Below are 14,917 nucleotides of genomic sequence, written 5' to 3'. Positions count from 1 at the left end.
CCCCGCCCGGCGCGGGGCCCCCGGACACGCCAGGGTGGGGATGTCAGGGGGAAGGGCTCAGCCCTTCACGGCCCCCTGCAGGCCGCTGACGATCCGCTTCTGCATCGTCAGGAAGAACACCAGCGCCGGGATGACCGCGAGCGAGGTGAACGCGAGCACACCGGCCGTGTCGGCCGAGTGCTCGGTGGAGAAGTCCGCGACGCCGAGCGGGAGCGTCTTGAGCGCGGGGTTGTTGAGGAAGAGCAGCGGGAGCAGGTAGCCGTTCCAGGAGCCCACGAACGCGAGCACACCGGTGGTCACCATGCCCGGTCCCGACAGCGGGACCAGGATCCGCCAGAAGAAGCCGATGCGCGACGCACCGTCGAGCATCGCCGCCTCCTCGAGCTCGTTGGGCAGCGCCATGAGGAACGGCCGCAGGATGACGATCGTCATCGGCAGCGCGAACGCCGCCTGCGGCAGCGCCACACCCCAGTAGGTGTTGGTCAGCCCGAGCTCGCGGACCATGAGGAACAGCGGGATGATCGCGACCGTGAGCGGGAACATCAGACCCGCGACGAACACGTTGAAGAGCGCCTGGCGGCCCTTGAAGCGGTACCGCGCGAGCGGGTAGGCCGCCATGACGCCCGCGATCACCACGAGCGCCGTGGTGACGCCGGCGATGATGAGCGAGTTCAGCGCGTACTGCCAGAAGCTCCCCGACGTCAGGACGCCGACGTAGTTGTCGAAGATCCACGGGTTCGGCAGGCCGACCGGGTTCGCACCCAGCTGGCCGTTCGAGCGGAAGCCGCTGAGCACCGCGTACACGACGGGTGCGAGCGTGATCCCCGCGACCAGGACGGACGCGACGTAGACCCACGGGCTGATCGAACGGCGGCGCTGGGAACCCGAACGGGCGGCTCCTCGCGTGCCGCGCGAGGGCGGGGCGACGACGGAGGTCATCGGGACACCTTCTTCCGGCGCTGCTTCGGCTTGTCGTCACCAGAGTCGCGGTTCAGGACGAACGCCTGGAACAGGCCCGCCAAGATGAACGAGATGACGAAGAGGATGATCGCGACCGCGGACGAGTAGCCGTACTGGCTGCGCTCGGTGCCCTGACGGATGAGGTAGGTCGCCATGGTGACGGTCGCGTTGTCCGGACCGCCCTTGGTGAGGATCCACACCATGTCGAAGAGCTGCAGCGATCCGATCATCGACAGGAACATCCAGGTGCGGATGGTCGGGCCGAGCAGCGGGATCGTGATCTTGCGCTGCGTCTGCCACCAGCTCGCGCCGTCGATCGACGCGGCCTCGTGGAGCTCCTCGGGGACGCCCTGGAGGCCGGCGAGGAGCAGGACGATCGCCAGACCGCAGTACTTCCAGGTGAGCACACCCATGACGGTCCACAGCGCGACGTTCGGGTCACCGACCCACGCCTTGGCGAACCCGCCGAGCCCGATGCCCTCGAGGAACGCGTTGACGCCACCCTGCGGCTGCAGCAGCAGCTTCCAGATGACACCCGCGACGACCTCGGCCAGCACGTAGGGCACGAACACGATGACGCGCATCGCGGTCTGCCCCGGGAACTTGCGGTTCAGCAGCAGCGCGATCAGCAGGCCGATCGGGAGCTGGATCGCGATCGAGAGGGCCGCGATCGTCAGGTTGTTGGTCACGGCGCGCTGGAAGATCGTGTCGCCGAGCGCCATGACGTAGTTCTGGAGACCGACGAAGTTCTCCATCGGCCCGAGGCCGTTCCAACGGAACACGGAGTAGCGGGCGGCCTGGACGACCGGCACCACCACGAAGAGGGCGAAGAGCAGCAGTGCCGGGGCCACGAAGAAGAAGATCTCGAGGCGCTTGCGCCACTCGTTGGACGACGCTCCGCGCCCCCGCGGCCCAGGGGCCACCGACCAGGCCGTGGCCTGGCCGGTGGCACCCGGGTTCACTGCGGTGGCGGCAGCAGTCCTGGTTGCGTGCCCCCCGCGGGGGGTCAGGTCTCCTGCCACGTCGGTCACTTCTCGAGGTCAGCCGCGGCCTGGGTCGCGTCGACGACGCCCTGAGGCGTCCCGCTCCCCGCGAACACGGACACGATGGCCTCGTTCATGGCGCCACCGATGTTCTCGCCGAACTGGGTGTCGAAGTACAGCTGGACGTACGGCGCGTCGTTACGGAACGACAGGAGCTGGGCCAGCTCGGGCGCTGCGACGAAGGCCGTGGCCGCCGGGAGCGTCGGGAGACCCATGTCGAGCTCCGCGAAGCCCTTCTGCACGTCGTTCGAGAGCATGAACTCGATGAAGTCCACGCAGACGTCGGGCGCGTCCTGCGAGCACGCCCACGCGTCGCCGCCACCGAGCTGCGCGGCGGGGTCACCCTCGCCACCCTCGACCGAGGGGAAGGGGAACCAGGCGGTGTCCTCGCCGAGGCCCTGCTCGTCCTCCGTCAGGCCCTGCATGACGCCGGGCTCCCAGTGACCGGCGAGCTCCATGGCGACCTTGCGGTTCGCGAGGAGACCGGACGCCGACTCGGGCGTGCCCTGGGCCTCGGTGCCGAGGAAGCCCGTGTTGAACGGCTCCTTCGACACGAGCTCGGCCAGGCTGTCGCCCGCACGGACCCAGCAGTCGTCCGAGAAGTCGAGCGTCTGCGACGCCTCGGCGATCGTGTCCTGCGAGCACTGACGCAGCGCGAAGTAGTACCAGTAGTGCGCTGCCGGCCACGCCGAACCCGCACCGACCGACACGGGCTCGATGCCCGCGGCCTTCAGCGCGTCGACGGCGGCGTAGAAGTCCGCCATCGTCTTGGGCGGCTCGGTGATGCCCGCCTGAGCGAACATCGACTTGTTGTACCAGAAGCCGACGACGCCCATCGAGAACGGCAGCGAGTACACGCGGTCCTCGACGGTCCAGCCGGCGACCGAGCCCTCGATCGCCGAGATGGTGTCCGCGGCGGAGTCGGTGATGTCCTTGGTGAGGCCGGCGGCGACGTGCGCCTTCAGCTCGCCGCCACCGCGCTCCATGTACACGTCGGGTGCGTCACCCGTCTGGAACGCCGCGTCGAGCTTGGTCAGCATGTCCTCGTGCTGGAGGGCGGTGACCTCGATCGTCACGCCAGGGTGGTCCGACTCGAACTCGTCGGCCAGCTGGTCGTAGTAGTCCTTGCCGGCACCGGTGTTGGAGTTGTGCCACCACGACAGGGTGACGTTCTCGCCGGAACCTTCAGTGGCGTCGTCGCTGCCGCTCCCGGAGCTGCAGGCGGTGGCGATCATCGCTACCGCTGCGCCGAGCGCGACCGCGCGCAGTGCCGCAGTCCTCTTCATCTTTGAATCTCCTCGTCGTCGCTGAGAGGTCGGACGGCGCCTAGGTTGACAGTGGTCCAGGAGCGGTGTCAATCGATGTCGATAACGTTATCGACACGATGTCCTATGATCACCGCGTGGACTCGCTCCCCCGCGTCAAGATGGCCGATGTCGCCCGAACTGCCGGGGTCTCCGTCGCCACTGTCTCCAAGGTCGTCAATGGTCGCTACGGCGTATCGCAGCGCACACTTGAGCGAGTTCAGGAGGTGATCGCGGACCTGGGCTACGAGGCGAGCCTCGGCGCGCGGTCGCTGCGGTCGTACCGGACCAACGTCCTGGGCATCCTCGTCGCGGAGTTCGAGCCCTTCTCCGCCGAGCTCCTCAAGGGCGCCGGCACCGCGGTCACGGCCACCGGGTACGAGCTGCTCGCCTACTCCGGTGGTGGCGGCTCGGCCGAGGTCGGCTGGGAGCGGCGCTACCTGTCGCGGCTGTCCGGGACGCTCATCGACGGCGCGATCATCGTGACGCCGACCGTCGTCGAGGCGCGCCCCGGCGTGCCCGTCGTCGCGGTCGACCCGCACGCCGGCCCGACCGGCCTGCCCACCGTCGACTCGGACAACCTCGCAGGTGCGGTGCTCGCGACCCGGCACCTGCTCGAGCTGGGCCACCGCCGGATCGCGTTCCTCGGCGGGCGCCCGGACCTCGCGTCCGCACGGCTGCGTGACCAGGGGTTCCGCAGCGCCATGGCCGATGCCGGCGTCCCCGTCGACGAGACCCTCGTCGGCATGGGCGACTACCGACGGGGCGCGTCGCAGGAGCCCGCGCGGGCCCTGCTGGACCGTCCGGACCGCCCCACCGCGGTGTTCGCGGCCAACGACCTGTCGGCCCTGGCGGTCCTGGACGTAGCCCAGGCGCTCGGGCTCGAGGTGCCCGAGGACCTGTCCGTGATCGGCTTCGACAACGTGCCCGAGTCGGCGCTCAGCTCGCCGCCACTGACGACCGTCGCCCAGCCGCTGCAGGCCATGGGCGCGGCCGCGCTGCACCTGCTGGTCGACCTCATCGCGGGCACCGACGTCCAGACGCACCGTCGGCTGCCGACCGAGCTCGTGCCCCGCGCCTCCACGGCACGGCCCCGCCAGGGCTGACCGACACGCCCGGCTCGGACGCGCGACCGGGTGAACTTCTCGCGCGGCCGGCGACGCCCCGGCTCGGTGACGCCCCGCCTCAGTGACGCGCCGCGATCTCCTCGTCCGTCTCCGCGCCCTCGCGGATGCGCCGGGTCACCCACGGCGCGAGCGCGAACATGACCCCCGCCACCACGAGCGTGACGAGCCCGATGCCGCCGAAGAACGTGGTCCGGCTCATCCCGTCGGTCGCGGTGATGAGCTGCGCCGTGATCGCCTGGCCCGCCGCGGGCGCCAGGAACCACAGCGCCATCGCCTGGCCGCGGAACGCCAGGGGCGCGAGCAGCGTCGTGGCCGCGAGCCCGACGGGTGACAGGCACAGCTCGCCGAGCGTCTGCACGACGTAGACCACGACGAGCACCCACCACGGCGAGCGACCGTCGCCGGCCACGGCGGACGCCACCGCGAGGAACACGAAGCTCAGCGCCGCGAGGGTCAGGCCGATGGCGAACTTCACGGCGGTCGACGGCCGGTCCCCCAGCCGGACCCACAGCCACGCGAACACGGGCGCGAGCACGATGATGCTCGCCGGGTTGACCGACTGGTACAGCACGGGCGAGATCGTGAACCCGAGGACGTTCGTGTCGGTGTGGTCGCGGGCGTACTGCGAGAGCGTGTTCGAGGCCTGCTCGAAGATCATCCAGAAGAGCATGGCGGCGACGAACAGCGGGATGTACGCCGTGAGGCGCGAGCGCTCGGCCGCGTTGACCCGCGGCGAGCGGAACATCACGAGGAACATCACGACCGGCGCCGCGAACGCGAGGTAGGACAGCGCGTCGATGACGACGCCGAGGACGCCGGCCTCCTGCGAACCGGGCCGGGCGACGACCCACGCGAGCCCCGTCGCGGCCGCGACGGCCAGGGCGATCAGCAGCCCCATGCGCACGACCCGCGGCCGGTCGGCGGGCGTCAGCGGGTTCGGCACGGTGTCGCCCGCGCCGTGCAGCGCGCCCCGCCCGAGGACGAACGCCACCAGCGCGAGCCCCATGCCGACGGCCGCGACCGAGAACCCTGCGTGGTACCCGCCGATCTCGCGGGCGATCTGCACGACGAACGGCGCGGAGAACGAGCCGATGTTGATGCCCATGTAGAAGATCGAGAAGGCCGAGTCGCGGCGCGGGTCGTCGCGGCGGTACAGCTCGCCGACCATGCTCGACACGTTCGGCTTGAGCAGGCCGGTGCCCAGCGCGACGAGGACGATGCCCAGGTAGGCGGTCCAGTGCGCGGGGACCGCGAGGCTCACGTGCCCGGCCGCGATGACGACACCGCCGGCGAGCACGGCGCGCCGGGCACCCATCACGCGGTCGGCCGCCCAGCCGCCGACGACCGTCACCAGGTAGACGGCCGAGCCGTACACGGCCACGAGCGCGGCGCCCGTCGCGTCGTCGAGGGCGAGCCCCTCGTTCGCGAGCGTGTCGGTGAGGAAGTAGAAGAGGATCGCCCGCATGCCGTAGTAGCTGAACCGCTCCCACAGCTCGGTCGTGAAGAGCGTGAACAGCCCGAACGGGTGCCCGAAGAACTCCCGGGCCGGGCGGGCTGCGAGGCCGGGGGCGTCGTCGCCTGCCTGGATGTCCGCGGCTTCGCTCATCGGACCATCGTGTCCTCGCCCCGTCCGTCCCGCACCCCGGGGCGACGTCACCGGTGTCAACAGGTTGACACAGCGGGAGTCAACCGGTTGACTCCCCTGTCGTGAGCACCTCCGACGACCACCCGCTCGGCGACCGCCTCACCGTCACGCTGCACCAGCTCGTCGGCGTCGTCGACGAGTACGCGGACGACCTGCTGCGCGCCGAGCACGGCCTCACCCTCAGCCAGTACGTCTTCCTCGCCACGCTGTCGAACCTCGACCACCCCGACATCACGACCCTCGCCCGGTGCCTGCGCGTCACCAAGGCCGCCGTCAGCAAGCGCGTGGGGTCGTTCGTCGACGCCGGCTGGGTCCGCACCCTGGGCGACCCCGCCCACGCGCGGCGTGTCGTGCTCGACCTGACCCCCGCCGGACGCGCGCTCGTCGACGTCGCCGGGCAACGGCTCGAGCACGAGGTCACCGCGGCGTTCGCGCACGTCCCGCAGGTCGACCTGACCGCCCTGCACAGCGACCTGACGACCGTCCTGGAGGCGATGCGCCGCGCACTGGCGGCGCGGGTCCCGGACTCCCCGCACGTCTGACACCACCCGGAGGTCCCGTGCACGTCCTCGTCCTCGTCGGCCACCCGCTGCGCGGCTCCCTCACGCACGCGCTGGCCCAGGCGTACGCCGACGCCGCCCGGGCCGCGGGCGCGCACGTGCGCGTCCTCGACCTCGCGACGACGCCCTTCCCGCACGACCCCGTGCGCCGCGCCGACCTCGCCGCGCACGACGGCACCACGGACCACCTCGACCCGGTCGTGGCCGGGCTCGTCGCGCAGGTCCGCGAGGCCGACCACCTCGTGGTCCTGCACCCGCAGTGGTGGGGTTCCTACCCGGCGGTGCTCAAGGCCTTCCTCGACCGCGTGCTGCTGCCCGGGATCGCCTTCCGCTACGGCACCGGGCTGCTCCCCCGCCGCCTGCTGCGCGGCCGCACGGCCCGCACCTTCATGACGATGGACGCGCCGCGCGCCTGGAACGTGCTGGCCTACCGGGACGCCGCCGGCGCGTCGCTCGGGCAGGCGACGCTCGCGTTCTGCGGGTACCGGCTCGTGGGTCGCACGACCTTCCCGTCCGTCCGGACCTCGACTCCGGCGCGTCGCGAGCGGTGGCTGGCCGACGCCGCGCGGCTGGCCCGCCGGGACGTCGCACGGCTCGCGCGCACGCATGCGCGCCGCGCGGCCGCACCCGCCGCGCTGCCGGCGACCTGAGCACGCGGTCCCGACGCGCCCCGGCTGCGGCCACGGGATAACGTGCCGCGTGGCGACGATCTGCTGGTTCCGGCGCGACCTGCGCCTGGCCGACCACCCCGCGCTGGTCGCCGCGACCGCACAGGCCCGCGCGCACGGCGACGAGGTGGTCGCGCTCTACGTCGTCGACCCCGCACTGTGGCGGTCGTCGGGCGCACCGCGGCTCGCGTACCTGGCCGCGTCGCTGCGCGCGCTCGACGACGCGACGGGCGGGCGGCTGGTCGTGCGCCACGCGCGCGCCGAGCAGGCCGTGCCCGACGTCGCACGCGCGGTGGGGGCGTCGTCGGTGCACGTCAGCGCCGCGACCGAGCCGTACGGCCGGCGCCGGGACGACGCGGTCGAGGCCGCCCTGGGCGCCGTCCCGCTGGTCCGGACCGGCTGCCCCTACGCGGTCGCGCCCGGGCGGCTGCGCACCGGGCAGGGGACCCCGTACCAGGTGTTCACGCCGTTCCGCACGGCCTGGCTCGACCACGGCTGGCACGCGCCGGCACCGCGGCCCCGCGCGGTGCCGTGGGCGACGCTCGCGTCCGACGGCGTCCCGGATGCGCCCCCGACCGCTGCCGCGCTGCCCCGCGCGGGCGAGCAGGCCGCGCGCGAGCGGTGGCACACGTTCCTGCGCGCGGACCTGGCCGGGTACGACGTCGACCGCAACCGGCCCGACCTCGACGTCACGTCCTGGATGTCCGCGCACCTCAAGCACGGCGAGATCCACCCGCGGACCATGCTCGCCGACCTCGCGGCGGCGGGCGCGGCGGCGGCGCGCGACGGGGACGGAGCACTCGCGGCGTCGGTGGCGACGTACCGCTCGGAGCTCGCGTGGCGCGAGTTCCACGCGGACGTCCTGTGGCACCGGCCCGACGCGGCGCAGCGGTCCCTGCGCCCGGTCGTCCCGTAGGACGCGTGGGCGACCGGCCCCGACGCCGACCGGCTGTTCGAGGCGTGGGCCGAGGGGCGCACCGGGTACCCCCTGGTGGACGCGGGGATGCGCCAGCTGCGCGCGCAGGCGTGGATGCACAACCGGGTGCGCATGGTGGTCGCGTCGTTCCTGGTCAAGGACCTGCACATCGCCTGGCAGCGCGGCGCCGCGCACTTCATGGACCGGCTCGTCGATGGCGACGTGCCGCAGAACCAGCTCAACTGGCAGTGGGTCGCGGGGACGGGACGCGATGCCGCGCCCTACTTCCGCGTCTTCAACCCGGTCACGCAGGGTCGCACGTTCGACCCCGACGGCATGTACGTGCGGCGCTGGGTGCCCGAGCTGCGCGACGTGCCCGGCGGCGCCGTCCACGAGCCGTGGAAGCTGCCCGACGGCGTGCCGGCGGGCTACCCCGAGCGCGTCGTGGACCACGCCCGTGAGCGCGAGGTGGCGCTGGCCGACCACGCGCGCCGTCCCACCTGAGCCACCTGCGTCAGGTCCGCGCGACCTGGTTGGTGGGCGGCTCCCCCGCGAGCAGCGCCGTCAGCTGGCGCCGCACGAGCGCGGCCACCCGCGGGAACGTCGCGTCCGTGTTGCCGCCCTGGTGGGCGGTGACCAGCACGTTGGGCGCGCGCCACAGCGGGTGGTCGGACGGCAGGGGCTCGGGGTCGGTGACGTCCAGCGCGGCGCGCAGCCGCCCCGCCGTCAGCTCCGCCAGCAGCGCGTCACCGTCCACGACCTTGCCGCGTGCGACGTTGACGAGCAGCGCGCCGTCCTTCATCCGCGCGAGGGCGCGGGCGTCGATCAGGTGGTACGACGTGCGGTCGAGCGGGATCGCCAGCACCACGACGTCGGCGTCGGGGAGCAGGTCCGGCAGCTCGTCGACACCGTGCACGTGGCCGTCGACGTCGTCGCGGGCCGTGCGGGCGACGCGCACGAGGTCGACCTCGAACGGCCGGAACCGCGCCACGATCGCCTGCCCGACGGACCCCTGCCCGACGACCAGCACCCGCCGGTCCGCCAGCGACGGACCGAACGGGTTGTCCCAGCGCCCCTCCCCCATGGCGCGCACCGCACGGGGCAGGCCGCGCTGCACCGCGAGCGTCAGCCCGACGGCCAGCTCGGCCGTCCCCGCGTCGTGCACGCCCCGGCCGTTGCACAGCACCACACCGGGCGGCAGGTGCGGGCGCGCGTGCTCGTAGCCCGCGCTCGGCAGCTGCACCCAGCGCAGCCGGGGCAGGCCGTGCAGCACGTCGAACCCGCCCGGCCGCACGAAGTAGTGCGGCACCACGACGAGCTCGACCTCGCGCGCCGTGGCGGCGTCGAGCGGCCCGCTCAGGTCCCAGCGGACCAGCCGCAGGTCGTCGGCGTGCGCGGCGGCGAGGTCGTCCAGGCGGTGCAGCAGGTCGTCGTCCGGGACGGTGGCGGTCAGCACGGTCGCCGTCAGCCGCCCGTGCGGCCGGCGCGGTACTCGTCCTCGAGCATCGACATCACGACGGCGTCGCACCAGCCCGCACCGTCGCGGTACGCGTCCCGGCGGCGGCCCTCGCGGCGGAACCCGATGTTCTCGTACAGGGAGATCGCGCGCGTGTTGATGCTCAGCGCCTCGAGCTCGACGCGGTGCAGCCCGAGCCCGTCGAACGCGAACCCGAGCACCAGCTCGATCGCCTCGGTGCCGTAGCCGCGGCCGCGGTAGGCGGGGCGCATGGCGAGGCGCAGCCCGGCGCACCGGACGTCCTCGTCGATGTCGTTGAGGACGATCTCACCGTGGTACTCGTCGTCCGCGCTGGTGGTGACCGCGAAGTCGTAGCGCCCCTGCGCCTCCTCGCGGCTCGCGCACCACGCGTGGACCTCGTCCTGGGTGAACACGCGCGTCGTCCCCGTCAGACGGTTGCCCTCGGAGTCCGTGAGCATGTCCCACATCGCCTCGGCGTCGTCGGGCCGGATCGGTCGCAGGACGATCATCTCGCCCTGCAGGCTCGGCTTCTGCATCGTGACCTCCGTCGGCTCGCCATCGGTGCCTCCGCGTGGGACACCACCACCGACTGCCCTCCGGCGTGCGTCGCATCGTACAAATCCCGTGTGACCGGGACGTTGCGACACGACGCACGCCGCAGGTGCACGTCGGCGCTCCCGCTCAGCCCTGCAGACGCTCCAGCACGAGCTCGCGGACACGCCCGGCGTCCGCCTGCCCGCGGGTCGCCTTCATGACCGAGCCGATGATCGCGCCCACGGGTCCCAGGTTGCCGCCGCGGATCTTCTCCGCGATGTCGGGCTGGGCCGCGAGCGCGGCGTCGATGGCCTCGAGCAGGGGGCCGTCGTCCGACACGACTTCGAGCCCGCGCGCCACGACGACCTGCTCCGGGTCGCCCTCGCCGGCCAGGACGCCCTCGAGCACCTGCCGCGCGAGCTTGTCGTTGATCCGCCCGGCGTCGACGAGCTGCTGCAGCGCGCCGATCTGCGCGGGCGTGATCGGCAGGTCCGCGAGCTCGACCTCCTGCTGCTTGGCGGTCCGGGCCAGCTCGCCCATCCACCACTTGCGGGCGGCGGCCGGGCTCGCGCCCGCCTCGACCGTGGCCTCGATGAGCTCGATCGCACCGGCGTTGACGACGTCGCGCATCTCGGCGTCGGCGTAGCCCCACTCGCCCTGCAGGCGGCGGCGTCGCGCGGCCGGCAGCTCGGGCAGGGCGGCGCGGATCTCCTCGATCCACGCGCGGTCCGGGACGATCGGCACGAGGTCCGGCTCGGGGAAGTACCGGTAGTCCTCGGCGTCGGACTTCACGCGCCCGGCGGTCGTGATGCCGGTGTCCTCGTGCCAGTGCCGCGTCTCCTGCACGATCGTGCCGCCCGCGTCGAGGATGGCCGCCTGGCGGCTGATCTCGTAGCGCACGGACCGCTCGACCGACCGGAACGAGTTGACGTTCTTGGTCTCGGTGCGGGTGCCCAGCGCGGACTGCGGCGTCGGGCGCAGCGAGACGTTGACGTCGGCGCGCACGTTGCCGCGCTCCATGCGCGCCTCGGAGACGCCCAGCGCACGGAAGATGTCGCGCAGCGTCTGGACGTACGCGCGCGCCACCTCGGGCGCCCGCTCGCCGGCGCCCGTGATGGGCCTGGTGACGATCTCCACGAGCGGCACGCCGGCACGGTTGTAGTCGACCAGCGAGTACTCCGCGCCGTGGATGCGCCCGGTGGCGCCGCCGACGTGCGTGTTCTTGCCGGCGTCCTCCTCCATGTGCGCGCGCTCGACCTCGACACGGAACACCGTGCCGTCCTCGAGCTCGACGTCGACGAAGCCGTCGTACGCGATGGGCTCGTCGTACTGCGACGTCTGGAAGTTCTTCGGCACGTCCGGGTAGAAGTAGTTCTTGCGGGCGAACCGGCAGGACTCCGCGATCGAGCAGTTCAGCGCCAGCCCGATGCGGATGGCGTACTCGACGGCCGTGCCGTTGACCGCCGGCAGCGCGCCGGGCAGCCCCAGGCTCGTCGGCGTGATCTGCGTGTTCGGCTCCTCGCCGAAGAACTGCTCGGCACCGTCGAACATCTTGGTCCGGGTGCCCAGCTCGACGTGCACCTCGATGCCGATGACCGGGTCGAACCGGGCCACCGCGTCGTCGTAGTCGACCAGGTCGACGTCGGTCGTCGTGCTCATCAGGCTGCCCCTCCGGCCAGCTCGGGGGCGCGGCCCAGCAGCGGGCCCTCCCAGCTCGTCTCGAGCAGCGCCTCGAGCGCCGCTCCCACCCGGTACAGGCGGGCGTCCTCGCGCGCCGGCGCGAGGATCTGGAAGCCCACCGGAAGACCGTCGTCGGACAGCCCGTTCGGCAGCGACATGCCCGGCACCCCGGCGAGGTTGGCCGGGATCGTCGCGACGTCGTTGAGGTACATCGCCAGCGGGTCGTCCAGCTTCTCGCCCAGCTTGAACGCCGTGGTCGGCGCCGTCGGGGACACCAGCACGTCGGCCGCCTCGAACGCCGCCGCGAAGTCGCGCTGGATGAGCGTGCGGACCTTCTGCGCCGAGCCGTAGTAGGCGTCGTAGTAGCCCGCGCTCAGCGCGTAGGTGCCGAGGATGATGCGCCGCTTGACCTCGTCACCGAAGCCCTGGCCGCGCGTGGCGGCCATGACGCGCTCCGCGGTGACCGGGCCCTCGGACGGCTCGACGCGCAGACCGAAGCGCATGCCGTCGAACTTCGCGAGGTTGCTCGACGCCTCCGCGGGGAGGATCAGGTAGTACGCGGCCAGCGCGTACGCGAACGAGGGGCAGGACACCTCGACGACCTCGGCACCCGCGCCGCGCAGCGCGTCCAGCGACTCCTCGAAGCGCGCGAGCACGCCCGGCTGGTAGCCCTCGCCCTGCAGCTCGCGGATGACACCGACCTTCACGCCGCGCAGGTCGCCGCCGGCGCCGGCACGCGCCGCCGCGACGTAACCCGTCGCCGGGTCGGTCAGCGACGTCGAGTCGAGCGGGTCGTGCCCGCCGATCAGCTCGTGCAGCAGCGCCGAGTCGAGGACCGTGCGCGTGCACGGTCCCGCCTGGTCGAGGCTGCTCGCGAGAGCGATGAGACCGTAGCGGGACACGCTGCCGTACGTCGGCTTGACGCCGACGGTGCCCGTGACGGCCGCGGGCTGGCGGATCGAGCCGCCGGTGTCCGTGCCGATCGCCAGGGGCGCCTCGTACGCCGCGACGGCCGCGGCCGACCCGCCGCCGGAGCCGCCCGGGATCCGCTCGAGGTCCCACGGGTTGTGCGTGTTGCCGTAGCCCGAGTGCTCGGTGGACGAGCCCATCGCGAACTCGTCCATGTTCGTCTTGCCGAGGATCGGCAGGCCCGCGGCCTTGAGGCGCTGGACCAGGGTCGCGTCGTAGGGCGGCACCCAGCCCTCGAGGATGCGCGAGCCGGCGGTCGTGGGCAGGCCGCGCGTCACGACGACGTCCTTGACCGCGATCGGGACGCCCGCGAGCGCGTGCAGGTCCTCGCCCGCGGCGCGGCGAGCGTCGACGTCCGCCGCGGTGGCCAGCGCCTCCTCGCCCGCGACGTGCAGGAAGGCGTGGACGGCGGGCTCGACCGCCGCGATGCGGTCGAGGTGCGCCTGCGTCGCCTCGACGCTGGTCATCTCGCGCGCGGCCAGCCGGTCGGCGAGCTCGGCGGCGGTCAGCCGGGTCAGGTCGGTCATGTCACTCCTCCCCGAGGATCTGCGGGACGAGGAACTTGCCGTCCCGGGCCGCGGGGGCCTGGGCGAGCACCTCGTCGCGGTCGAGGGGCGGGACCGGCTCGTCGGCACGGAACACGTTGGACAGCGGCAGCGGGTGGCTCGTCGCGGGGACGTCCGGGGTGGCGACCTCGGACACGCGGGCGACGGACTCGACGATGACGTCGAGCTCGCCCGCCAACCGGTCGAGCTCGGCCGGCGTCAGGTCGATCCGGGCGAGCACGGCGACGCGCGCGACCTCGTCGCGGGAGAGGGTGGACATGGTCCGTGAGTCTAGTCGCGGGCGGGTGGCCCCTGTCCGCCCGGCCGCTACCGTGACGCCCGTGACCCGACGTTACGAGCGCCTCGACCCCGCGGCGGTGCACTCCACCGTCGAGCGGCTGCACGCGCGCATCGCCGCCCGGTTCCCCGACCGCAACCTGCGCCACGTCGCGGCGGAGCTCGCCGGTCTCGTGGGCGAGGTCGGCGAGCAGGAGGCGCGCACGCGGCGCCACGAGCACGCGGCCCGGGTCGCGTCGCTGGTCGCCGTCGTGCTCGTCGTCGGCGCGACGGTCTTCGCCCTGGTGATGGCCGTGCGCGACGCCGTGGCGGCCGCGACGTCGCTGCGGGCCTTCGAGTGGCTGCCCGTCCTCGAGAGCGCCATCAACGACACCGTGTTCGCCGGGATCGCGGTGTGGTTCCTGCTCGCGGTGCCGGCCCGGCTGCAGCGCGCGGCGACCCTGCGCCGGCTGCACCGCCTGCGCTCGCTCGCCCACGTCATCGACATGCACCAGCTCACCAAGGACCCCGAGCGCCTGCGCCCGGGCTTCCGCACCACGTCGCAGTCCGTCGACATCGGCCTGGACGCCGACGACCTCGCCGCCTACCTCGACTACTGCACCGAGCTGCTGAGCCTCGTGGCCAAGGCCGCCGCGCTGTGCGCCGAGGAGTCGACCGACGCGGTCGTGCTCGACACGGTCAGCACGGTCGAGAACGTCACGGGCGGCATGTCGACCAAGATCTGGCAGAAGATCGCGACGCTGGACCTGCCCGCGGTCAGCCGACCTGCGACGTCGCCGCGCTGACGAGCGCGAGCAGCGCCTCGGCGTAGGCGTCGGCCGCGTCGTCGGCGGTGAAGACGCGCTCGGGCCGGCCGGCGACCTCCACGAGCACCTGGTACCGCCCGTCGGTGGACCGGGCGAGGGAGCGGAACGTGCCGCCGAGGAGCTCGCGCATCTGGTCCTCGCGCGGCAGCCACAGCGCGTCCTCCTGGCGCAACGAGTCCAGGGCCCACTCGGTGGTCCCGTTGAACCCCAGGACCGTGCCGGTCTCGTACTCGTGCGCCTCGACGACCATCTCGGAGATCGTGAAGACCTCACCCGCCATGTCGGCGCTGCGGATCACGAAGCGGTCGCCCGCGCGTGGGTGCCACTGCAGCCCGGCGGCCTCCAGGGCCACCGCGTTGTCCGTCGAGAGCATGCGACCAGTATCG

Annotated in this window: 14 protein-coding genes and 1 pseudogene; 5 read left to right on the top strand and 10 right to left on the bottom strand. The window is 72.8% G+C overall.

The window, feature by feature from the left end; all coding sequences use genetic code 11:
* Positions 1-57 precede the first annotated feature (57 nt).
* The 3 genes from H9657_RS04750 to H9657_RS04740 all read right to left on the bottom strand — a co-directional run bounded on the left by H9657_RS04750 (position 58) and on the right by H9657_RS04740 (position 3,289).
* Complete coding sequence (locus H9657_RS04750; protein ID WP_191780888.1) at positions 58-939, bottom strand: carbohydrate ABC transporter permease; 882 nt, start codon at positions 937-939, stop codon at positions 58-60.
* Positions 936-1,922 carry a carbohydrate ABC transporter permease gene (locus H9657_RS04745; protein ID WP_191780886.1) on the bottom strand — a complete coding sequence of 329 codons (987 nt, stop codon included), beginning with the start codon at positions 1,920-1,922 and terminating at the stop codon, positions 936-938. The genes H9657_RS04750 and H9657_RS04745 overlap by 4 nt, the downstream gene beginning before the upstream one ends.
* A gap of 65 nt (positions 1,923-1,987) precedes the next feature.
* A complete protein-coding gene (locus H9657_RS04740) occupies positions 1,988-3,289 on the bottom strand; it encodes an ABC transporter substrate-binding protein (protein WP_191780884.1) in 1,302 nt (433 codons plus the stop codon).
* A 98-nt stretch (positions 3,290-3,387) separates the two neighbouring features.
* Here H9657_RS04740 and H9657_RS04735 point away from each other — a divergent pair, with 98 nt between their 5' ends.
* Positions 3,388-4,413 (top strand): LacI family DNA-binding transcriptional regulator, encoded by a 1,026-nt coding sequence (locus H9657_RS04735; protein WP_191780882.1) that lies wholly within the window; start codon positions 3,388-3,390, stop codon positions 4,411-4,413.
* A 79-nt stretch (positions 4,414-4,492) separates the two neighbouring features.
* Here H9657_RS04735 and H9657_RS04730 read toward each other — a convergent pair whose 3' ends face one another.
* Positions 4,493-6,040, bottom strand: coding sequence for a peptide MFS transporter (locus H9657_RS04730; RefSeq protein WP_191780880.1), 1,548 nt, complete (start codon positions 6,038-6,040; stop codon positions 4,493-4,495).
* A gap of 101 nt (positions 6,041-6,141) precedes the next feature.
* Between H9657_RS04730 and H9657_RS04725 the strand changes: the two genes are divergently transcribed.
* The 3 genes and pseudogenes from H9657_RS04725 (at position 6,142) to H9657_RS04715 (ending at position 8,727) form a co-directional block, all read left to right on the top strand.
* Positions 6,142-6,621: a MarR family winged helix-turn-helix transcriptional regulator gene (locus H9657_RS04725; protein ID WP_191780878.1), complete on the top strand. Its 480-nt coding sequence runs from the start codon at positions 6,142-6,144 to the stop codon at positions 6,619-6,621.
* 17 nt (positions 6,622-6,638) lie between these two features.
* On the top strand, positions 6,639-7,289 hold the full coding sequence (locus H9657_RS04720; RefSeq protein ID WP_191780876.1) for an NAD(P)H-dependent oxidoreductase: 651 nt from the start codon (positions 6,639-6,641) through the stop codon (positions 7,287-7,289).
* A gap of 49 nt (positions 7,290-7,338) precedes the next feature.
* Positions 7,339-8,727: pseudogene (locus H9657_RS04715) on the top strand (cryptochrome/photolyase family protein).
* 10 nt (positions 8,728-8,737) lie between these two features.
* Here the strand turns inward: H9657_RS04715 and H9657_RS04710 are convergent.
* The 5 genes from H9657_RS04710 to gatC form a co-directional block, all read right to left on the bottom strand.
* Positions 8,738-9,679, bottom strand: a complete 942-nt coding sequence (locus H9657_RS04710) for a 2-hydroxyacid dehydrogenase (protein ID WP_191780874.1) — start codon at positions 9,677-9,679, stop codon at positions 8,738-8,740.
* Positions 9,680-9,687: 8 nt separating this feature from the next.
* Positions 9,688-10,236: a GNAT family N-acetyltransferase gene (locus tag H9657_RS04705; protein ID WP_191780872.1), complete on the bottom strand. Its 549-nt coding sequence runs from the start codon at positions 10,234-10,236 to the stop codon at positions 9,688-9,690.
* A gap of 145 nt (positions 10,237-10,381) precedes the next feature.
* Positions 10,382-11,893 (bottom strand): Asp-tRNA(Asn)/Glu-tRNA(Gln) amidotransferase subunit GatB, encoded by a 1,512-nt coding sequence (gene gatB / locus H9657_RS04700; RefSeq protein ID WP_191780870.1) that lies wholly within the window; start codon positions 11,891-11,893, stop codon positions 10,382-10,384.
* Positions 11,893-13,410 carry an Asp-tRNA(Asn)/Glu-tRNA(Gln) amidotransferase subunit GatA gene (gatA, locus tag H9657_RS04695; protein ID WP_191780867.1) on the bottom strand — a complete coding sequence of 506 codons (1,518 nt, stop codon included), beginning with the start codon at positions 13,408-13,410 and terminating at the stop codon, positions 11,893-11,895. The genes gatB and gatA overlap by 1 nt, the downstream gene beginning before the upstream one ends.
* Before the next feature lies 1 nt (position 13,411).
* A complete protein-coding gene (gene gatC / locus H9657_RS04690; protein WP_191780865.1) occupies positions 13,412-13,708 on the bottom strand; it encodes an Asp-tRNA(Asn)/Glu-tRNA(Gln) amidotransferase subunit GatC in 297 nt (98 codons plus the stop codon).
* A 61-nt stretch (positions 13,709-13,769) separates the two neighbouring features.
* On the opposite strand from gatC, the gene H9657_RS04685 reads away from it, so the two are divergent.
* The gene (locus H9657_RS04685) at positions 13,770-14,510 is read left to right on the top strand and encodes a hypothetical protein (RefSeq protein WP_191780863.1); all 741 of its coding nucleotides are present in this window, start codon (positions 13,770-13,772) and stop codon (positions 14,508-14,510) included.
* Here the strand turns inward: H9657_RS04685 and H9657_RS04680 are convergent.
* On the bottom strand, positions 14,482-14,904 hold the full coding sequence (locus tag H9657_RS04680; RefSeq protein ID WP_191780861.1) for a pilus assembly protein CpaE: 423 nt from the start codon (positions 14,902-14,904) through the stop codon (positions 14,482-14,484). The genes H9657_RS04685 and H9657_RS04680 overlap by 29 nt on opposite strands.
* Between the last annotated feature and the right edge of the window lie 13 nt (positions 14,905-14,917).

It is taken from the genome of Cellulomonas avistercoris (genome assembly GCF_014836445.1).
Lineage (GTDB): Bacteria > Actinomycetota > Actinomycetes > Actinomycetales > Cellulomonadaceae > Cellulomonas > Cellulomonas avistercoris.
This window is presented reverse-complemented; position numbering and strand designations above follow the sequence as displayed.